Here is a 20,169-nt window from a genome sequence, read left to right on the forward strand (position 1 = left end):
GAAGTCATTGCCGCGCCGTAAACTGGCGCGATGATCGATCGACGTTTTGTGTTTGCCGCCACCGCGTTTGCGCTGCTCACGGCCTGTACCAGCACCGTGCCGCCGCGCAGCGCGCCACCGGCCGTCTCCAGCGAACCGGCATCGGCAGAAGCGCCATCCAGCGACACGCCGCATTCCTTGCTGCTGATTTCCATCGACGGCCTGCGCGCCGACATGCTCGATCGCGGCATCACGCCCAACCTGTCGCAGCTCGCGCACGACGGCGTGCGTGCGCGCTGGATGACCCCGTCGTATCCATCGCTGACCTTTCCCAATCACTACACGCTGGTCACCGGCCTGCGCCCGGACCACCACGGCATCGTGCACAACAGCATGCGCGACCCGGTGCTCGGCAGCTTCTGGCTGAGCAAGCCCGAGGCCGTGGGCGATGCACGCTGGTGGGGCGGTGAACCGCTGTGGGTCGGTGTGGAAAAAACCGGGCAACACGCAGCCACCTGGTCGTGGCCCGGCAGCGAGGCGGCAATTGCAGGCGTGCGCCCCACGCGCTGGCGCCACTACGAAGAAGGCACCGGTCTGGACGCGCGCGTGGACGAGGTGCTGGGCTGGCTGGACGAATCAGGCGCGGCGACCAATCGCCTGGTCACGCTGTATTTCGAACACGTGGACGAAGCCGGCCATGACCATGGCCCGGAGTCGCGCGAGTACGCCGACAGCGTGCGCGCGGTGGATGGCGCCATCGGCCGCCTGCTGGCCGGCATGCAGCGCGACGGCACGCGCAGCCGCACCAACATCATCGTGGTCTCCGACCACGGCATGGCCGAGGTGCCGCCCGGGCATGCGCTCAGCGTGGAAGACCTGGCACCGCCGGGCATCGCCACCGCCATCACCGACGGGCAGGTGATCAGCTTCGATCCCGTGCCCGGGCAGCAGGCGCGCGCCGAAGCCACCCTCCTCGGTGCGCATGCGCAGTACGACTGCTGGCGCAAGGCAGCGCTGCCCGCACGTTGGCACTACGGTACGCACCCGCGCATTCCGCCGATCGTGTGCCAGATGCACGAAGGCTGGGATGCACTGTTTCCGGACAAGCTGGCCAAGCGCGTGCCCGGTCAGATGCGCGGCTCGCACGGCTTTGATCCGGCGCTGCCGTCGATGCGCGCGGTGTTCCTGGCGCAAGGCCCGGATCTGGCGCAGGACAAGACTTTGCCGGGTTTCGATAATGTCGATGTGTATTCCCTGATGACGCGGCTGTTGGGAATTCCCGCCGCGCCCAACGATGGCAATCCCGCCACCTTGTTGCCGGCCTTGCGCGTGCCGCCGGCCGACGCACGCTGAGTGACGCGTCGCGGCTACGGCGCGCCGATGCGACAATAGCGGCATGTCTGCTTCTGATCCCTCGCCGCGCCGGCTTCGGCTGCGGCCGTTGTTATCCAGCGAAGGCTGGCGTCGCCGCGCTGCACTGTGGGGTGGCGCCATTGCGGTGGCGCTGGTGGCGATCGTGTTCGCCAAGGCCAGCGACGCGGCCTTCCAGTTGTTTCAGCGCATCACCGCGCATTCGATCTGGTGGGCGCTGCTGCTGACGCCGGGCATCTTCGCCTTGCTGGCCTGGCTCACCTCCGGCGCAATGCGGCCCACGCGCGGTAGCGGCATCCCGCAGGTCATCGCTGCGCTGGAACATAACGATCCGGCGTTTCGCGAAACCAATCTGTCGCTGCGCGTGTCGATCGGCAAGCTCGCCTTGACCACCTTGTCGCTGTTCGGTGGCGCCTCGGTGGGCCGCGAAGGTCCCACCGTGCATGTCGGCGCCAGCCTGATGCATGTGTTCGGGCGTTGGTTCGGGTTTCACGATCCGCGTGAGCTCTCGCATTTTCTGCTTGCCGGCGGCGCGGCCGGTATCGCGGCGGCGTTCAACACGCCGCTGGCCGGCGTGGTGTTTGCGATCGAAGAACTGAGCGGGCGCTTCGAGCACCGCTTCTCCGGCACCCTGCTCACGGCGGTGATCGTCGGTGGCGTGGTGTCGCTGGGCCTGTTGGGCAACTACACCTATTTCGGCAAGGTGGCGGTGGCGTTGCCGCTGGGCCAGGCGTGGTTGGCGATCGCGCTGTGCGGCGGCGTGGCCGGCCTGCTCGGCGGGGTGTTTGCGCGCCTGGTGCTGGCCAGCATCAGTGGCAAGCCGCGTTGGCTAGCAACGCTGCGCCAGCGTCATCCGGTGCTGCTGGCCGCGCTGTGCGGGGTGGCGCTGGTCGGCCTGGCGCTGGTGTTCGGGCAAGGCGCGTTCGGCACCGGCTACGAGCAGGCACGCAGCCTGGTGCAGGGGCATGCGGTGGTCGGCCACGAATTCGGGCTGATGAAGCTGCTGGCCAACCTGGTCTCCTACCTGGCGGGCATCCCGGGCGGCTTGTTCTCGCCGGCGCTGGCGGTGGGCGCCGGCATCGGCCACAACCTGTCGGTGCTGATGCCGGGCGTGGACCCGCGCACCTTCGTGCTGCTGGGCATGTGCGCCTATCTGACCGGCGTGACCCAGGCACCGCTGACCTCGGCGGTGATCTCGCTGGAACTCACCGACACCAGCCAGATGCTGCTGCCGATCCTGGCCACCGTGCTGATTGCGCGTGCGGTGTCCGGGCTGGTGTGCAAGACGCCGATCTATCGCGGACTGGCCGAACAGTTGCTGGCGCCGGCGGCGGCCAGCCAAGCAACGGCTGCGGAAACGACGCGCTAGCAACAACGCGCGCGAGTTTGCGCTGACCTCGGACATAAAAAACGCGGCGCAAGCGCCGCGTTCTGGTGTCGCGAAGCGGGCTGGGAATCAGCCGGCCTTGGCGACGGTCTTCTTGGCTACAGCCTTCTTGGCCGGGGCCTTGACCACACCCTTCTTGGCAACCGGGGAAGCTGCACCCACGACAACCTTGCTCACCGCGTGCGAACGCGAATTGCCGTAGCTGGAATTGTAGCGCTTGCCCTTGGCGGTCTTGCGGTCACCCTTACCCATGTTCGTCGACTCCTGAATGTGAATACTGAATACAAAATCCCCGCGCTGAACACGGGTCTGGCGAGGTTTACGCCGGCGGCGCCCTCGCGCAAGGCCGGCAAGCCTACCACGACGGCCCCGGCCAGCGCAGCCTGGGCTAGTGTGCGCAGCTGGCGTCGTGAACGTGGGCATGCCCGTGGTTCAGGCGCAGATTGACCAGATGGGCGATACCGACCAGCGCGCCGCCCAGCGTCATCACCACCGCATGCGGGATCGCCGAATGGTGCAGCGGGTCGTACAGCAGGCCGGCCCACAGCAGCAGCAAACCCGGCAGCAGCAGCGCCAGCGCATGCAGCGCCTTGTGGCGGCGATAGCCCAATACCAGGCTGAAAAGGCCGAGCAGGCTCACGAACACCACGATCGCCAGCTCGACACCATCGCCCAGCCAGAACGACAGGCCTAACGAAGGCGCCAGCGCCAGCACCAAGGGCAGCACGGCGCAATGCACGGCACACAGCAGCGAACCGGTCGCACCGAAGCGGTCGAGCACATGGCGAAGAGACGATAGAGGCATGACTTCCAGCAGGTGTTCGCGGCGACGTGGAATAATATAACATCTTGCTTGTTCCAGAGCTTATCTCGCTTCCGGATCCGCGTCACTGCACTGTGCAGCCGCAGATCTCGCCGTCGGCCCAGCAGCCAAGCTGCGCCTTATCATTGATATAAAGTAACAATCACAGAGTCCGGCCCGCCATGCATCCTCGCCTCGCTTCCTCGTTTCGCCGCTCCACGCTCACGCTGGCCCTGACCAGCCTGCTGACCCCTGCCCTGGCCATGGCCGAGGACGCGCCTGCCCCGGCCGACCCGCAGACCCCGCCCAGTTCGGACACGCGCCACGACGCCACCTATTCCAGCGGCCGCCATATCAAGGACCTGGACAAGGTGGTCGTCACCGCCAGCCCGCTGCGCGATGCGGCCGGCGAATTGAGCCGCCCGGTCGAAGTGCTGGCCGGCGAGCGTCTGGACGAAGTGCGTAGCGAGAGCCTGGGCGAAACCGTGTCCAGCCTGCCCGGCGTGCAGAGTTCCAACTTCGGCCCCGGCGTCGGCCGGCCGATCATCCGTGGCCTGGACGGCCCGCGCGTGGCGGTGCTGCGCGATGGCCTGTCGACCCAGGACGTGTCCACGGTCAGCCAGGACCACTCGCCGGCGATCGAGCCGTTCCTGGCCAACCAGATCGAAGTGCTGAAGGGTCCCTCCACGCTGCTGTACGGCTCCGGCGCAATCGGCGGCGTGGTCAACGTGGTCGACGGGCGCATTGCCGAAACCCCGGTGGACGGCTTCAGCGGCCGCGCCGAAGTGCGCTTCGACGGCGGCGACAAGGACGGCAACACCGACATGTTCCGCGTCGATGCCGGCAACGGCAGCGGGCTGTCGATCCATGCCGACGGCGTGTACCGCAACCAGAACGATTACGACACCCCGCAAGGGCGCCAGGCCAACTCCTGGATCGACTCCAAGGTGGGCTCGATCGGCGCCTCGCTGTCGGGCGATTGGGGCTTTGTCGGCCTCTCGGCCTCGCGCTTCCGCGACAACTACGGCAATCCCGGCGAGCCGGGCGATCTGTCGATCGGCGAGCGCGGCGTGTCGTTGAAGCTGCAGCAGGACCGCTACGACCTCAAGGGCGGGCTGACCGATCCGTGGGGCGAAGGCAGCGCGCTGCGCTATAGCTTCGGCCACACCGATTACGCGCACACCGAGTTCGAAGGCGAAGAAGTCGGCACCGTGTTCACCAAGCGGGCAAACGAAGGCCGCGTGGAAGCCTCCTTCACCTTCAGCGGCGGCTGGCAGACCGCGTTCGGCCTGCAGGGCAGCGACACCACCTTCCAGGCAGTGGGCGAAGAATCCTTCGTGCCCAAGACCGATACGCGCTCGCTCGGCGTGTTCGGCGTTGCGCGCAACAGCTGGGATCGCGTCACCGCTGAACTCGGCGCACGCGTGGACAAGGTCAAGTACCAGACCGACATCGGCGTGGACCGCGACTTCACCCCGACCAGTTTCTCGCTCAGCGGCGGTTTCCGCTTCAACGAACAATGGCGTCTGACCGCCAACCTCGACCACGCCGAACGCGCGCCGGCCGAAGAAGAGCTGTTCGCCAACGGCCCGCATATCGCCACACTGGCCTTCGAGATCGGTGATGCGAATCTGAAGACCGAAAAGGCCAACCAGGCCGAGCTTGGCCTGAACTTCCAGAACGAATGGGTGGATGCCAAGGTCGCCGCGTACTACAACCGCTACAACGACTTCGTCTACATCGTCGACACCGGCAACCAGTGGTTCAACGCCGAAGACAACGACTTCCTGCCGATCCGCCAGTGGACCCAGGCCGATGCGATCTTCCACGGTTTCGAAGGCGAGGCCACCTTCCATCTGGCCAACAACGACACCGGCGCCTGGGACCTGCGCGTGTTCGGCGACACCGTGCGCGCGCGCCTGAACGATGGCGGCAACCTGCCGCGTATCGCCCCGGGCCGCGTCGGCGCGCAGATGCGCTGGAATGCCGACCAGTGGCGTGCCTCGCTCGGTGCCACCCGCACCATGAAGCAGGACAAGATCGCCGTGAACGAAACCGCGACCGACGGCTATACGTTCGTCGATGCGCATCTGGCCTACCACGTGGACCGCGGCAGCAATGCGTGGGAAGTGTTTCTGGATGGCAACAACCTGACCAATCAGGACGCACGCGTGCACACCTCCTTCCTCAAGGACGATGTGATGCTTCCTGGCCGCAGCGCTTCGTTCGGCGTGCGGATTTTCTTCTGACGGTACCCTCTCTCCCGCCGTCATAAGCGAGGCCGCCTTCGGGCGGCCTCTTTTTTTGGGGTTGCCGATCCGATCGCTGCGCCAGCGCTGCATCGCGTACCGGAAGGCGCATCGTGCCGGTGCGACCTGCTCAGCGGCCGAGGCCGGCCCGCCTTGCAGGCTCGACTGTCAGGCGAATGCACTGCCCGCAGCACAGGGGCTCTCACGCACAACCAAGCGACACGGCTGGAGACCGCAAGCCATCGACAGCGGCCAGCGCTCGCATGGATGGCGACAGCATCCTGAAACTTCCAACTAAAACTTGCCAATAGGTGCATATACACGCATTCTGCCTGCCAGTGTGGAGGCATCCCATGTCCAAGCTCAGCGGCTGTACCTGCTTTCATCTGCGCCGTGCTGCGCGGCGCACCTCCCAGCTGTACGACCGCGCGTTGGCGCCGGTGGGTCTGAGCCTCAACGAGTACTCGATCCTGCGCCGGCTGGATGCGGCGCAATCGCTGGGCGCGCTGGCACACACGCTGGGCATGGACCGCACCACCCTCACCCGCAACCTCAAACCGCTACTGGCGGCCGGATGGATCAAGACCCAACGCGGCGAGGATGCCCGGCAGAAATGGCTGGTCCTGAGCCGCAGCGGCCGTGGGTTGCTGGTGCGCGCATTTCCGCATTGGCAAGCCGCACAGAGGCAGTTGGAAACCCTGTTTGGTAGCGCGTCCACTGATCAGTTGCATGCCACGTTGGCGCAGCTGGATGCGGCATTGGACGTGGGTGCGGCTGTATGAGCACGTCTGCGAGCGCCCGCACCAGCGCGCATTGGGGATTGCTGCTCACCGCCTCAGCGATGCTGATGCTGACGATGGGCGCGCGCCAGACCACCGGCTTGTTCGTGGAGCCGATCCATCGGCAGACCGGGATCGGCATCGCGTCGATCAGCTTCGCGCTGGCGGTGGGGCAATTGGTCTGGGGCGCGGTGCAACCGGTGTTCGGGGCGATTGCCGACGAGCGCGGCCCGTTGCCGGTGCTGCTGTTCGGCGGCGTGTTGTTGTCGCTGGGCTTGGGGCTGAGCCCGTGGATGGCCAGCGAATGGGGGCTGATCGTCTCGCTTGGCATTCTGGCTGCCGCCGGTGCGGGTGCAGGCAGTTTTTCGGTGCTGATCGGTGCCACCGCCGGTCGTATTGCGCCGGAGCGGCGTTCGTTCGCGGCCGGGCTGATCAATGCCGGTGGCTCGCTCGGGCAGTTCGTGTTTGCGCCGCTGGTGCAGTTGATGATCGGCGCAGCCGGTTGGGCCAAGGCGATGACCGGGCTGGCAGTGATCTCGTTGTTGACCTTGCCGCTGGCCTGGCCGCTGCGACGCCGATCATCGCCGCCAGGCACGCGCAGTACGGTCGCAAACGACGACATCGGTTTGCGTGCGCAGTTGCGCCTGGCAGTACGCGATCGCAGTTACTGGTGCCTGCATCTGGGCTTTTTTACCTGCGGGGTACACATCGCATTCCTGGTCACGCACCTGCCCGGCGAAATCGCACTGTGCGGGCTGCCCGCCAGCGTGTCTGCGGTATCGATCGCGCTGATCGGCTTGTTCAACGTGGCCGGCAGCCTGGTCGCCGGCAAACTGGGCGAACGCATCCGCATGAAGTGGTTGCTGTGCGCCTTGTACGCCAGTCGTGCGGTGTTGATCGGCCTGTACCTGATTGCGCCGCCAACGCCACTGACCTTCTACCTGTTCGCCGCGGCACTGGGCTTTACCTGGCTGGGCACGGTGCCACCGACGGCAGGATTGATCGGCAAGCTGTTCGGCCCGCGCTATCTGGGAACGTTGTTCGGCCTGACCTTGTTGTCGCATCAGGTGGGCGGTTTCTTCGGCGCGTGGCTGGGTGGGCTGGCGCTGGAGCGCTTCGGCGATTACAGCTGGATGTGGTACGCCGACATGGTGCTGGCGGTGGTCGCCGCACTGATCAATCTGCCGATTCGGGAAGCGGCACCGGTACGCGCTGCGGCGTGAAGCGCGGCAAGCGCGCGCGGGCATCGGTTGACGCGGCGCACAACAGCTTTTGCTGGCAACTCCGTTAGAACAGCAACGCAACGTGCGTTACCGCGTTGCGCTACCGGCGCTGTGATGTGCTGCCGGTCACTTTATTGGCAGGGCGCGCGCGACTGCACGCATCGCTGCCAGTTGCGACGCTTCTAAGGAGAGCTTTCATGTCGTCATCGATGCCCCGCTATGCCTTGTCCCTGGCCATTGGCGCCCTGCTTGCGCCCGCTGTGCATGCGCAAACCTCGCCAGCAGAACCGCGCAGCGACGCCACCACATTGGATGCAGTGATCGTCAGCGGCACAGCGCGCTTCAAGGGCCTGGCCAAGCGCGATGCCAGCTTTTCGATCACCACCGCCAGCGCAGAACAGATTCAGCAGGCCGTGCCGCAGAGTACCGCGGATCTGTTGAAGATCGTACCGGGCGTGTGGGCCGAGCCCAGCGGCGGCGGCACCGGCGCCAATATCTTCGTGCGCGGTATGCCCTCCGAAGGCGACGCGCCGTTCGTGACCATGCAACTGGATGGCTCGCCGTTGTTTCCGCCACCGACCTTGTCGTTTCTAGAGAATTCCACCTTGTTCCGCGTCGACGATACGGTCGAGCGCATGGAAGTGTTGCGTGGTGGTTCCAGCCCGATCTTCTCCAACGGGCAGCCGGGGCTGACAGTCAATTTCATCCAGAAGAAAGGCCAGGACGAACCCGAAGGCAGCGTGCGCCTGACCGGCGGCAACAACGACCTGCGCCGCATCGATGTGTTCAACAGCGGGCCGATGGGCAACGGTTGGTATTACAGCGTGGGCGGTTTTTTCCGCGAAACCGATGGCGTGCGCGACCCGCAGTTTTCCGCCGACAAGGGCGGCCAGTTCAGCGCCACCTTGAGCAAGCGCTGGGACAGCGGCGAAGTGTCGTTGTACGCGCGGCATACCGACGACAACAACGCCTTCTATACCGCCATTCCACTGCTATCGCGCAACAACGGCAACGACCTGTCCAGCTTCCCCGGCTTGAATGCGCAGACCGGCACCCTGCTCGGCCGCGACTTCCGCAATGTCGATCTGCTGGTCGGGCCGAATGGACAGACCATCCGACGCGATCTGGCCGACGGACGTGGCGTCAATATCGATGTGTTCGGCGGCGAATTGAACTGGGAAACCGGCGCCTGGACCATTGCCGATCGCTTCAACGTGATGAGCGGCAGCGCGCCGACCTATGCGCTATTCACCGGCGACGCACCGCAGCGCCTGAGCGACTTCATCGCCAGCTACGGCACTACCGGCAGCGGCAGCTTCACCAACGGCGGTGGCGCGGTCGACCCGAATCAGCAGGTGCTCGAAGCCGGCTGGTGGTCGGTGGATAAGCGTCTGAACTCCTTCACCAACGACTTGCGCCTGAGCCGCGAACTGTTTGCCGGCAATACGCTCACCGTGGGCGCGTACTACGCCAAGTATTCCTCGGCCGACACCTGGTATCTGGGCAACACCATGTTGCTCACCGCGCAGAACAATGCGCGGCGTATCGATCTCGCTCTGAACAATGGGCAACAAGCCACGCGTCAGGGTTTCACCAGCACCGCATTCTTCAACCTGCGCGCGAACTACGACGGCGAGAACATCGCCGCCTTCGTTGCCGACGAATGGGAACTCAACGAGCGGTTGCGCCTGGACCTGGGTGCCCGTTACGAACGCCAGAGCGTGACCGGCGACGTGCACGATACCACCAGCGTCGATCTGGATGGCAACCCGGCCACCTTGTACGACAACGCCACCTCGCTGGCACTGGCCAGCACCCGCCGCATCGATCAGGACGATGAGGCGTTCTCGTGGACTGCGGGCTTGAACTTCACGCTCGATCAGCACAACAGCCTGTTCGCGCGCGTCAACTCGGGGGTGAAGTTTCCCGGCTTCGACAATCTGCGCGATGGACAGAATCGCGTGCAGGAAGTGGATCAGTACGAACTCGGTCTCAAGTCCGGCGCCAGCAACTACGATCTGTACCTGACCGCGTTCTACAACACCTTCAAGAATTCGCCGTTTCAGGCGTTCCTGGCAGATGGGACCAACTTCACCGCAGTCGGCGATTCGCGCGCCTACGGCATGGAAGTGGAAGCGGCAGTCCGCCCGTTCGGCGGTTTCGAGCTGGCCGGTACCGGCGTCTGGCTGGATGCCAAGTACCGGGATTATCAGAACTTCACCGGCAACCAGGTGATGCGCCAGCCCAAGCGCCAGTTCCGCATCACGCCCAGTTATTACTGGATGCTGCCGTTCGGCGATCTCAAGTTGTTTGCCACCTATTCCTACGTGGGCGAGCGCTTTGCGGATCTGGCCAACAGCCAGCGCCTGCCGTCCTACGACATGGTGGATATCGGCGCCAACCTGCATGTGGGCGAGCATTGGGAGGTGACTGCCAGCGGCAGCAATATCACCGACACGCTGGGCCTGACCGAAGGCAATGTGCGCGTGCAGGGCGCGGCGACCGGCGGCGTGTTCATGGGCCGGCCGATTGCCGGGCGGCAGTACCAGATGTCGGTGGCGTATCGCTGGTAGGTGCTGCAATCGAGAAGTGCGGGCGCTGACGCCTCGCCACGCGCGGCATCGGCGCCTGCGTTCGTCTTGCTGGCACCTGACGTTGTCACGTTGGAGGGGCGTGCACGTGCGCAGCGCTGAACGGTGCCAGATGCATGCATGGCGGCGCAGGTAGCAGCGGCCGTTCTTCATAAAGCACTACAGCAGCGACGCATCTGATGCGTGCATGCTGCGACCAGGGCGCATTACCTTCGCGATCGGCGTAGCGCGTCGATCCAAATGCGAAGCAGATTCGCGCATCGTGATGCTTTCTATCAATAGATTCCGGATAGATCGCAAAATATAGCGGCCAATCTCGTGCCGAAAACTTCGCATTGCGTGCGTGAGTCGGCATGCCTCGCATAAACTGCGCAGCGGGTCACGTGAATGTCACCTGGTGCCTGGCTTGCGAACAAGAATTGACCAATCTTTAATCGGATCGCTGCCGATGCATGCGCATCGCCAGCGTCGGTTGCGCGGACGCGCACAGGGGAGCCGACGGACGACCTGGTCGCATCCATCCAGCGTTTCTGACGGATGCGTTTCACTGGCTCTTTCGGGATACACGGACATGGACCCTGTTGCTGCCTATTGGCATTCTTCTTTTGCACGCTGCATTCAACTCGACCTGGGACTGACGGCTTGCCGTACTGCCAGGCGCATGCCTCCGGCGTTGCCTGATCGGGTTTCCTCAACGCGGCCATTGCCGCGTGAATTCACTTTTCAACGTCTACTGATTCTGCCGATTCGGGCTCGATAGGCACGGCCCGAATGTGTTGAAGCAGTTGCACTGGCCGATCGCCTGATCGACCGGGCGGGGAACTGTGTCGCTTTAACCGTGCCTACCCTTTGACCGGAATCAAACGGAATGAACCTTTTTCACAGGCGACATCTCGCACTGCTGATCGGCGCCGTGCTGATCGGCAGCCCACCAATCGCTGCGCTTGCCGCACAGCCGGCGACCGCTGCCCGGGCCAACGCAGGCGACCCGCTACTGCGTTATCAATGGCACATCTCCAACCAGGGACAGGCCGTGATCGGCGACAGCCGCCCGGTACCTGGCGTGGATATGGATGTGGATATCCTGCACGCCATCGACATTCGCGGCCGCGGCGTGCGGGTTGGCGTGGTGGATGACGGTCTGGAACTGCGCCACGAAGATCTGGTCGACAATATCCTGCCGAATGGCTCGCACAACTTCGAAGACGGATCGCACGACACAACTCCCATCGATCCCGAGAATGCGCATGGCACGTTGGTGGCCGGCATCATCGGTGCGGTCGGCTGGAACGGCCGCGGTGGGCGCGGCGTCGCACCGGAAGCGCTGCTTGCCGGCTTCGATTTGTTCGGGCGGGCGTCGTCCATCTCCGATGCCAGCGTGCGCTATGCGTGGGGCGATGGAACCGAGGCGCGCAACATCGATGTGTTCAACAATAGCTGGGGGTCGGTCGCGCCGATCTACTTCGATTTTCCGGTGGAGGATCAACAGTCCTGGGAAGCCTTGATGCGATCGACCCGCGGCGGTCTTGGCGGCATCTACGTCAAGTCTGCGGGCAACAGCTTCAGGCGCCTGCGCGTGCCGGACCAGACCGGAACGCCCGTCAACATCTGCAGCGAGCTATCGCGCACATTGAATGTCGGTTGCGCCCTGGCCAACATCGATCCGCTGGCCAACCTGCCGGGCACCATTGTCGTTGCCAGCGTCAATGCCAAGGGGCAACGCGCCTCGTATTCGTCGTCGGGTTCTGCATTGTGGGTGTCCGGTCTTGGTGGCGAGTTCGGGCGACAGCGCAAGTTCTACCCCAACGCAGCGCAGATCTTCGCGCCGGATACCGCGCCGTTCGCTTACGACCCGGCCATTGTCTCCACCGATCTGAGCGGCTGCCAGGCAGGCTACAACGTCGACAATCCCGCGGCGGTATTGAACGCGCTGGACGGTAGCGCTTCCAAGATCGATGCATCGTGCAATTACAGCGGCATCATGAATGGCACCTCGGCAGCGGCGCCTACTGTCTCCGGTGTGGCCGCTTTGATCCTCAGTGCCAATTCCAGCCTGAGCGCGCGCGACGTCAAGTACATCCTGGCCACCACCGCGCGGCAGATCGATCCGTGGCAACCACGTGTGGCCTATCAGGGCAGCGTGATCGATCCGGGCTGGATCACCAATGCCGCCGGGCATCGCTTCAGTAACTGGTATGGCTTCGGGTTGGCCGATGCGGCGGCGGCCGTTTACAAGGCCAGCAACTTCACGCCACTGCCGCCGATGCGCGACACACGCTGGGTCAAGTCCGGCAATGCAGGTAGCCAGATCGGTGGGCCGGCGCGGCCGGCCACCCAGCGGATTCGCATCAAGCAGGCAATGAAGGTCGAATCGGTGCAACTGTCGCTGGAAACCGCGCATCTGATGCCCAGCAATCTGCGGGTGGTGCTGGTATCGCCCAGTGGCACACGCAGCTATGTGCTCACGCCGTTCTCGGCGCTGGATGCCGATGCCTATGCCAAGACCGGGTTCTATATCGACCTTACTTCCAGCAACGCGTTTCTGGACGAAACCTCGCAGGGCGTGTGGACGCTGGAAGTCACCGACATGAGCGAGCCCAGGACCACTGCTGCACTCAAGACGTTCAAACTTCGCATCGTGGGGCACTGACATGAAGAACACACTTGTTGTTTCGTTGTTGCTCGGTTGCGTTGCAGTGTCCGGCCTGGCGCAAGCCGCGCAGTACATGGATGCCAATACGCTCAGCGCCGCGGCCACCGGCGAGCGTTTCAAATCCGGAGCCGACATGTTCCGCATGCTGCCAGGCTCGGTGGTTGCCGAGACCCTGCCGGCTGACGATGCGGAACGATCAGCGCCCTTGTCCGGCAAGGCGCGCACAAGTGCTACTTCTTCAGTAGCCACAGGCAAGGTTGCCGCACGCATCGGCCCGTATGCCGTAGTGCTGGACAACACCGCTGGCGCTGCGCGCAGCGCTGGCGTCTCCGGCGCCGAACGCACGTTGGCAGCGGCAGTGAACGAGCGCACCGGACGCGTGGTGCTGGTCAGGCCGCAACTGAAATTGATCGGCACCACGCCAGCCACCGCGACCTCGCTGGCAGGCAGCTCCGGTGGAACCGTCGCCTATGCCTCCGAGGTGGATGGCAGCGCGGTGATCACCTATGCATCCATCGAACAGGCGCAACGCGCGTTGCCAACCGTGCAACGCAGCAGCGGCATCGCGCAGGTATCGCTGGTGGTGATGCAGGCGGTCATGCAACCGATGTGAGTGCCACGGCCGCAGGCAAACGCCTGCGGCCGTGGCCTCTGGCGCGCCGTCGGCGGCGCCATCTCCGCGTCCACCCCAACATCCTCGCTCACCACTCAAAGGGACCCTCTTGATGACTTCTCTCCCACAACGGCAACGGCTGTTTTCCGCCATGTTGCTGGCCCTGTGCGGCATCACGCCCATCGCACCTGCGGTGGCTCAAACCACTGCATCGCCGCTAGGGCAACCAAGACCGCCGGAAGCAGGCGACCCCTTGTTTCGCTATCAATGGCATCTACTCAACAATGGGCAAACGGTGATTGCAGATACGCGCCCCACCGCAGGAATCGATCTGAATGTCGAGCCGCTGCATACGCTGGGCATGCGCGGTCAAGGCATCACCATGGCCGTTGTCGATGACGGGCTGGAGCTGCGCCATCCCGACCTGCTTGCCAACGTGGTGCCCGGTGGTTCAAAGAATTTTGTCGACGGCTCCAACGACCCGACGCCACGCAACGGCGATTCGCACGGCACGATGGTCGGCGGCATCATGGCAGCGGTCGGCTGGAACGGCATCGGTGGCCGCGGCGTTGCTCCCGGCGCACAGATGAAAGGCTTCAATATTCTGTCTTCCGAAGAAAGCCCCACCGACTTCGATACCAATCTGCGGGCGTCGTGGGGCAACGCTGCCGAAGCGCGCGATGTGCAGGTTTTCAACAACAGCTTTGGCGCCAACCTGACGTTCTACCCGACCGTATCTCCTGCGGCCGAGCGCTCGCTGGAGCGGCTGATGCGCAGCGGCAGAGGCGGCAAGGGCGGGTTGTACATTCAATCAGGCGGCAACACGTTCCAAAGTTTCACCATCCCGGATGCCCAGGGCAATGACGTCGAGCAATGCACTGCGTTGGCTGCATCGTTGCAGGTGACCTGCTCCACTCCGGCGACCGATCCGGTCAGCAACCAACCCTTGATCATCATGGCTGGCGCGGTCAATGCAAAAGGCGTTCGATCGTCTTACTCCTCTGCCGGCGCGGCATTGTGGGTCAGCGGCTTTGGCGGCGAATTCGGCTTGCAACGCCGGTTTTTTGGTGATTCTCCGCAAGCCGTTTTGTACGACCCCGCCATCGTCACCACCGATTTGACCGGCTGCGCGGTCGGTGACAACAGGAACGATCCAAATTCTCCACCGCTCAACGCCCTGGATACCAGCAACTCTTCGATCGATGCATCCTGCAACTACACCGCCACCATGAATGGCACCTCGTCAGCAGCGCCCACGGTGGCCGGCGTGGTCGCACTGATCCTGCAAGCCAACCCTTCGCTCAGCGCGCGCGACCTCAAATATATCCTGGCCACCAGCGCGCGCCAGATCGATCCGGCGCAACCGGTGGTCCGTTACCGAGATAGCGTGATTGAGCCGGGCTGGATCACCAACGCCGCGGGCCACACCTTCAGCAATTGGTACGGGTTCGGCCTTGTCGACGCGGCCGAGGCGGTCTATCGGGCGTATTCCTTCAAACCGTTACCGGCACAACGCGATCTGGGCTGGAAGGCCGCTCGTGCAGGCAGCTCGGTTATCGGTGGGCCCGACGCGCCGGCCACGCTGCAGCTGCGTCTGGGCGACACGCTCAAGGTCGACACCGTGCAATGGTCGATGCAGACCACCCACAAGACGCCGACCAACCTGCGCGTGGTGCTGATTTCACCTAGCGGAACGCGTAGCCATGTGCTGACGCCGTTCCAGGCGCTCGACCCGATCACACAGGGAACCGGCTTCGATATTCCACTCTCCACCAGCAATGCGTTTCTCGATGAGAACGTTGCCGGCGCATGGACATTGGAAGTGACGGACATGACCGGCTCGGACGTTTCCGCCCGATTGACGGGTTTCAAACTGCGCATCCTGGGACATTGACATGAAGCTAATTCTCGGCACGACCCTCTTCCTCTGCATGCTCGCCAGCGTGCCCGCAGCAGCGCAACAAGCCGAACGGCTGGAATTTCAGCGCGCCGCCACCGGGCAACGTTTCAAAATCGGCGACACCGACTTCAGGCTTGTCCCCGGCGCCAGGATTCAACGCCAGGTGCAGGCAGGCCCGCGCAACGAGGCACTCGACACGCCCGGCGCGCGCCGCACCAGCGCTGCGGACAATGTCGGGATACCCGCACGCGTCGGCCCGTATGTGCTCACGCTCGGCCAGGCAGCGCGTAACGCGGCTAGCAGCCCTGCTGGCACTGCCGATGAGGCCCCGTTGATGGTGGCGGTCAATCAGCGCAATGGCCAGCCGGTCGTTGCATCGCCACGCCTGGAAGTCTATGCGAGCGACGCCGATACCATTGCCCGGCTGGCACGGCAGACCAACGGCACGGTACTGGAGGCCGCGCAGGACGGCACTGGCATGATTGGTTATCCCTCCGTACCCGCCGCCCTTGCGGCCTTACCGACGGTACGTCGTGGCGGTGGCGTCAGTGAGGCGGTCCTGCATGTGATCCAGGCCGTCCCACGGCTGCGCTGAAGGCGCAGACCATTCTGGTTAAGCGGCACCGGCCCGCATGGCGTCCATCCTTCACACACATCGGCACGCGTGCCTGCTGCTGCGGGCACGCGTTGTCGCATGACGACCCTGGCGTGCGCTTGCTCCCATTGGTCGGCGAGCACCCCGGTCACCCTATGCCGGAGGATCAGCTTTCTGCGCGCTTGTGAAGCGGCTGTGGTGATGCAGGCCACGCTGCAGCGATCGGGTTGCAGCGTGGTGCAATGGCGCAGCCCGGGTTACACCGGCAGCGGGCTGCGTTCGGCAAAGTGCCCGCGCCAATAGGGGTAGTACGGATACGGCGGCTCCACCGCACTCACCGCATCCAGGCGCGCACGCTGCTCCGGTGTCAGCGACCAACCGACCGCGCCCAGGTTCTGGCGCAGCTGCGCCTCGTCGCGCGCACCGATCAGCACCGTGCTCACGGTCGGCCGTTGCAGCAACCAGTTGATGGCAAGTTGCGGCACGCTGCGGCCGGTTTCTTCGGCAATGGCGTCGAGCACATCGACGATATCGAACAGGCGTTCGTCGCTGATCGCCGGGCCAGCGGCGGCAGTGGCATGCAAGCGGCTGTGTTCCGGTAGCGGTTGGCCGCGGCGCAGTTTGCCGGTCAGCCGGCCCCAGCCTAGCGGGCTCCACACCACCGCGCCCACGCCCTGGTCGATGCCCAGCGGCATCAGCTCCCATTCGTAATCGCGCCCAGCCAGCGAGTAATAGGTCTGATTGGCGACGAAGCGGTTCCAGCCCTGCGCATCGGCCACCGCCAACGACTTCATCAGCTGCCAGCCGGCGTAGTTGGACGCGCCCAGATAACGCACCTTCCCGGCGCGCACCAGCGCATCGAGCGTGGACAGGGTCTCTTCCATCGGCGTCATCGCATCGAAGGCATGCAGCTGCAGCAGGTCGATGTAGTCGGTGCGCAGGCGTCGCAATGAAGCATCCACTGCACGCAACAACCGGAAGCGCGAAGCGCCTGCATCGTTGGGCCCATCGCCTAACCGCAAACCGGTCTTGGTGGAGATGATCACCTGATCGCGGCGGCCCTGCAGTGCCTGACCGAGGATGTCCTCAGAAGCACCATCGGAATACACATCGGCGGTGTCGAACAGGTTAATGCCTGCCTCCAGACACAGATCGATCATGCGCCGTGCCTGCGCCACATCGGTGTCGCCCCATGCGGAAAACAGCGGACCCTTGCCGCCAAACGTGCCGGCACCCAGGCCAAGCACCGGCACCTTGAAGCCGGAACGACCGAGAAAACGTGTGTCCATCAGATACTCCTGGAAATCGAAAGAAACGCGCGCAGTGCCGGTCGATCGAAGGAGCGAATCAACCCGCCTGCACGCATGCGGCTGGCGCGTTCGCCCCACGACGCTGCAGATGCACGCTCCACAACGCGATGCCCAGGCCCACGGCGGTGAGCAATGCGGCAACCCACGGCGTCGCCACCAATCCGGCGCGCGTGGCGATGACCAGCCCGCCCAGCCACGCACCCAGTGCATTGCCCAGATTGAACGCGGCGATATTGAGGCTGGAGGCCAGGTTCTGGCCGGCGCCGCGTGCATGCTCCAGCACGCGCAACTGCAGCGGCGCCACGGTGGCGAACGCGGCCACGCCCAACAGGCCGACGAACATCACCATGGCGATCTTGCTATGCAGGAAAAAGCCCATCGCACCGAGTACCACCACCAAGGCAGCCAAGCTGCCCAGCAGGGTCGCGGTGGGGCGCCGATCGGCCAGGCGACCGCCCAGCAGATTGCCGACGATCATGCCCATGCCAAACACCAACAACACCGGCGACACCGCCGCCTGCGCGAAGCCGGTGACATCCACCAGCAGTGGCTGGATATAGGTGAACACCGCAAACACACCGGCATAGCCGATCACCGTCATCGCCAATGCCAGAAGCACCTGACCGCGTGCCAGCACCGCCACTTCCTGCCGCCACGGCACCGGCACGGCAGCGCCCGCGGCCGCCGGCACCCATAGCGCCACCGCAGCGGTGGCCAGCACGCCGATCACCGTCACTGCCCAAAACGTCGCGCGCCAGCCCAACTGCAGCCCCAGCCATGCGCCAGCCGGCACGCCCAGCAAGGTGGCGACGGTGAGACCGGCAAACATCAGCGAAATCGCCGAGGCGCGGCGGTCGGCCGGCACCAGTGAGGTCGCCACCACCGCGCCCACGCCGAAGAAGGTGCCGTGGGCGAGCGAGGTCAGCACGCGTGCGGCCATCAGACTGGCGTAATCGGGCGCCAGCGCGCAGGCCACGTTGCCCAGGGTGAAAATCGCCATCAGCCCGACCAGCACCGCCTTGCGCGGCAGCCGCGCACTGGCCAGGGTCAGCACCGGCGCGCCGACGAACACGCCCAGCGCGTAGCCGCTGATCAACAGGCCGGCGGCGGTCAGCGACACATTCAGATCGGTGGCCACCTGCTGCAGCAAGCCCATGATCACGAACTCGGTGGTGCCGATGCCGAACGCACCGATGGTCAGCGCGAGCAGCGCCGGAGGAAAACGGGAAGAACGCACGGAAGCGGACATGAGGGGAGCCAAGGAGGACTGCGCACAGCCTGCGCCGCTGCGTCTTTCGTAAAAACCCCTGCTATCCTGATTCACTATCAACGCAGCATTGAGAATCGTATGGACCGTCTCGGCGACATCGCCCTGTTCCTGCGTGTGCTCGACGCCGGCTCGATCACCGCCGGCGCACGTAGCCTGGATCTGTCCGTGGCCGTGGCCAGCCAGCGCCTCAAACGGCTCGAACGTGATCTGGGCGTGCGCCTGCTGCACCGGACCACGCGCCGCCTGCACCCCACCGCAGAAGGCCAGCAACTGGCCGAACGCGGCCGTGTGCTGGTGGAAGATCTGGATGCGCTGGCTGACGACCTGCGCGAGAGCGCGCACGATGTCGGCGGCACCTTGCGGGTGACGCTGTCGGCCTCGTTCGGTCGGCAATACGTCTCGCCGTTGCTGCCGGAGTTCCAGGCCCGCCATCCACGGGTGCGCATCAGTGCGCACCTGAGCGACGACTTGGTGGATCTGGTCAAGCAGGGCTTCGATCTGGCGATCCGCATCGGTACGCTGGACGACTCCGGGCTGGTGGCGCGGCGCATCGCCGACAACCGCCGCACCCTCGCCGCCTCGCCCGACTATCTGCGCCGCCACGGTACCCCGCGCACGCCGGACGATCTCGCCGGGCATGCCGGCGTGCTGTTGATGGGCCGCGACGGCCGCCAGGACGTCTGGACGCTGCAGACGCCCGAAGGCGGTCTGGTGCGGGTGCGCATGCAGAGCCGCTTCGAGAGCAACTTCGGCGAGCTGATCCGCGATGCGGTGCTCGCCGGTCAGGGCATCGCGCTGCATTCGTACTGGCATATCGCCGATGAGCTGCGCGCCGGCAGCCTGGTCGCAGTGATGCCGGATTACCCACCGCCCACCTCGCAGATCAGCGCGGTGATGCCGGCACGCCAGCTGCAACCGCCGCGCGTGCGCGCGTTCGTGGAGTTTCTGCTGGAGCGTCTGGGCGAGGTGCCGCCGTGGGAAGTGGCTACTTGAGCGTTGGCGCGGTGGTAGCTCCGGCAGATGCTCGCAGGGTGTGGATCGATGCGTGCTGTTAGGGCCGGATGCATTCCAACAATCGTAGCCTTGCGCTCGTCTTGGGAGGTGATCGAACGGTGTGGATTGGTTGGTTGTAGAGCGGATGATTTGCGGGTTTGCTGGAGGGCCCTTGCCCGCCCACCATCGCGGAACACGCCGCAAGTACGCCCGTGTACGGCATCAATGCCGCATGATGATCTGTGGCCTCGCTGCAGGGCCTTTGCCCGCCCACCATCGCGGGACACGCCGCAAGTACGTTCTTGTAAGGCATCAATGCCGCATGATGATCTGCGGCCTGGCTGCAGGGCCCTTGCCCGCCCACCATCGCGGGACACGCCGCAAGTACGTCCGTGTAGGCTCTTACGCGGCATCCATGCCGCGTAAGGTCCCGCGACGGTGAGCGGGCAAGGAC

The 20,169-nt window shown here is 64.8% G+C and carries 15 protein-coding genes; 11 read left to right on the top strand and 4 right to left on the bottom strand.

Annotated features, from left to right (window positions below; translation table 11 throughout):
- Positions 1-30 precede the first annotated feature (30 nt).
- Both ABS769_RS05160 and ABS769_RS05165 read left to right on the top strand, forming a co-directional pair.
- Positions 31-1,332, top strand: coding sequence for an ectonucleotide pyrophosphatase/phosphodiesterase (locus ABS769_RS05160; protein WP_317060597.1), 1,302 nt, complete (start codon positions 31-33; stop codon positions 1,330-1,332).
- Positions 1,333-1,375: 43 nt separating this feature from the next.
- A complete protein-coding gene (locus ABS769_RS05165) occupies positions 1,376-2,719 on the top strand; it encodes a chloride channel protein (protein WP_317060598.1) in 1,344 nt (447 codons plus the stop codon).
- Between the two features lie 87 nt (positions 2,720-2,806).
- Here ABS769_RS05165 and ABS769_RS05170 read toward each other — a convergent pair whose 3' ends face one another.
- Positions 2,807-2,989 carry a 30S ribosomal protein THX gene (locus tag ABS769_RS05170; RefSeq protein WP_006450150.1) on the bottom strand — a complete coding sequence of 61 codons (183 nt, stop codon included), beginning with the start codon at positions 2,987-2,989 and terminating at the stop codon, positions 2,807-2,809.
- Positions 2,990-3,125: 136 nt separating this feature from the next.
- Positions 3,126-3,542: a MerC domain-containing protein gene (locus tag ABS769_RS05175; protein ID WP_317060599.1), complete on the bottom strand. Its 417-nt coding sequence runs from the start codon at positions 3,540-3,542 to the stop codon at positions 3,126-3,128.
- 179 nt (positions 3,543-3,721) lie between these two features.
- On the opposite strand from ABS769_RS05175, the gene ABS769_RS05180 reads away from it, so the two are divergent.
- The 8 genes from ABS769_RS05180 (at position 3,722) to ABS769_RS05215 (ending at position 16,142) form a co-directional block, all read left to right on the top strand.
- Entirely contained in the window at positions 3,722-5,788 is a 2,067-nt protein-coding gene (locus ABS769_RS05180) for a TonB-dependent receptor (protein ID WP_317060601.1), read from the top strand.
- A gap of 353 nt (positions 5,789-6,141) precedes the next feature.
- Positions 6,142-6,570 (top strand): MarR family winged helix-turn-helix transcriptional regulator, encoded by a 429-nt coding sequence (locus ABS769_RS05185; protein WP_317060603.1) that lies wholly within the window; start codon positions 6,142-6,144, stop codon positions 6,568-6,570.
- Positions 6,567-7,790 carry an MFS transporter gene (locus ABS769_RS05190; protein WP_317060604.1) on the top strand — a complete coding sequence of 408 codons (1,224 nt, stop codon included), beginning with the start codon at positions 6,567-6,569 and terminating at the stop codon, positions 7,788-7,790. Before ABS769_RS05185 ends, ABS769_RS05190 begins: the two co-directional genes overlap by 4 nt.
- Positions 7,791-7,987: 197 nt before the next feature.
- Entirely contained in the window at positions 7,988-10,363 is a 2,376-nt protein-coding gene (locus ABS769_RS05195; protein ID WP_317060605.1) for a TonB-dependent receptor, read from the top strand.
- A 919-nt stretch (positions 10,364-11,282) separates the two neighbouring features.
- Complete coding sequence (locus ABS769_RS05200) at positions 11,283-13,031, top strand: S8 family peptidase (RefSeq protein WP_317060618.1); 1,749 nt, start codon at positions 11,283-11,285, stop codon at positions 13,029-13,031.
- A gap of 1 nt (position 13,032) precedes the next feature.
- Positions 13,033-13,647 carry a hypothetical protein gene (locus ABS769_RS05205; RefSeq protein ID WP_317060606.1) on the top strand — a complete coding sequence of 205 codons (615 nt, stop codon included), beginning with the start codon at positions 13,033-13,035 and terminating at the stop codon, positions 13,645-13,647.
- Positions 13,648-13,798: 151 nt separating this feature from the next.
- On the top strand, positions 13,799-15,541 hold the full coding sequence (locus ABS769_RS05210; RefSeq protein WP_350498117.1) for a S8 family peptidase: 1,743 nt from the start codon (positions 13,799-13,801) through the stop codon (positions 15,539-15,541).
- Between the two features lies 1 nt (position 15,542).
- The gene (locus ABS769_RS05215; protein ID WP_317060607.1) at positions 15,543-16,142 is read left to right on the top strand and encodes a hypothetical protein; all 600 of its coding nucleotides are present in this window, start codon (positions 15,543-15,545) and stop codon (positions 16,140-16,142) included.
- 257 nt (positions 16,143-16,399) lie between these two features.
- On the opposite strand, the gene ABS769_RS05220 is transcribed toward ABS769_RS05215, so the two are convergent.
- Entirely contained in the window at positions 16,400-17,431 is a 1,032-nt protein-coding gene (locus tag ABS769_RS05220) for an aldo/keto reductase (protein ID WP_023904531.1), read from the bottom strand.
- 58 nt (positions 17,432-17,489) lie between these two features.
- Complete coding sequence (locus ABS769_RS05225; protein ID WP_043908415.1) at positions 17,490-18,701, bottom strand: MFS transporter; 1,212 nt, start codon at positions 18,699-18,701, stop codon at positions 17,490-17,492.
- A 99-nt stretch (positions 18,702-18,800) separates the two neighbouring features.
- Between ABS769_RS05225 and ABS769_RS05230 the strand changes: the two genes are divergently transcribed.
- Complete coding sequence (locus tag ABS769_RS05230; RefSeq protein ID WP_168957805.1) at positions 18,801-19,715, top strand: LysR family transcriptional regulator; 915 nt, start codon at positions 18,801-18,803, stop codon at positions 19,713-19,715.
- Positions 19,716-20,169: the final 454 nt, after the last annotated feature.

The sequence above is a fragment of the Xanthomonas hortorum genome (assembly GCF_040279205.1).
GTDB classification, from domain to species: Bacteria; Pseudomonadota; Gammaproteobacteria; order Xanthomonadales; family Xanthomonadaceae; genus Xanthomonas; species Xanthomonas hortorum_F.

Excerpts from the sequence above, each read along its gene's own strand:
- ABS769_RS05175 (WP_317060599.1), bottom strand. The coding sequence starts at position 3,542 with ATGCCTCTATCGTCTCTTCGCCATGTGCTCGACCGCTTCGGTGCGACC.
- ABS769_RS05180 (WP_317060601.1), top strand. The coding sequence starts at position 3,722 with ATGCATCCTCGCCTCGCTTCCTCGTTTCGCCGCTCCACGCTCACGCTG.
- ABS769_RS05160 (WP_317060597.1), top strand. The coding sequence starts at position 31 with ATGATCGATCGACGTTTTGTGTTTGCCGCCACCGCGTTTGCGCTGCTC.
- ABS769_RS05220 (WP_023904531.1), bottom strand. The coding sequence starts at position 17,431 with ATGGACACACGTTTTCTCGGTCGTTCCGGCTTCAAGGTGCCGGTGCTT.
- ABS769_RS05205 (WP_317060606.1), top strand. The coding sequence starts at position 13,033 with ATGAAGAACACACTTGTTGTTTCGTTGTTGCTCGGTTGCGTTGCAGTG.
- ABS769_RS05210 (WP_350498117.1), top strand. The coding sequence starts at position 13,799 with ATGTTGCTGGCCCTGTGCGGCATCACGCCCATCGCACCTGCGGTGGCT.
- ABS769_RS05190 (WP_317060604.1), top strand. The coding sequence starts at position 6,567 with ATGAGCACGTCTGCGAGCGCCCGCACCAGCGCGCATTGGGGATTGCTG.
- ABS769_RS05230 (WP_168957805.1), top strand. The coding sequence starts at position 18,801 with ATGGACCGTCTCGGCGACATCGCCCTGTTCCTGCGTGTGCTCGACGCC.
- ABS769_RS05195 (WP_317060605.1), top strand. The coding sequence starts at position 7,988 with ATGTCGTCATCGATGCCCCGCTATGCCTTGTCCCTGGCCATTGGCGCC.
- ABS769_RS05215 (WP_317060607.1), top strand. The coding sequence starts at position 15,543 with ATGAAGCTAATTCTCGGCACGACCCTCTTCCTCTGCATGCTCGCCAGC.
- ABS769_RS05225 (WP_043908415.1), bottom strand. The coding sequence starts at position 18,701 with ATGTCCGCTTCCGTGCGTTCTTCCCGTTTTCCTCCGGCGCTGCTCGCG.
- ABS769_RS05165 (WP_317060598.1), top strand. The coding sequence starts at position 1,376 with ATGTCTGCTTCTGATCCCTCGCCGCGCCGGCTTCGGCTGCGGCCGTTG.
- ABS769_RS05185 (WP_317060603.1), top strand. The coding sequence starts at position 6,142 with ATGTCCAAGCTCAGCGGCTGTACCTGCTTTCATCTGCGCCGTGCTGCG.
- ABS769_RS05170 (WP_006450150.1), bottom strand. The coding sequence starts at position 2,989 with ATGGGTAAGGGTGACCGCAAGACCGCCAAGGGCAAGCGCTACAATTCC.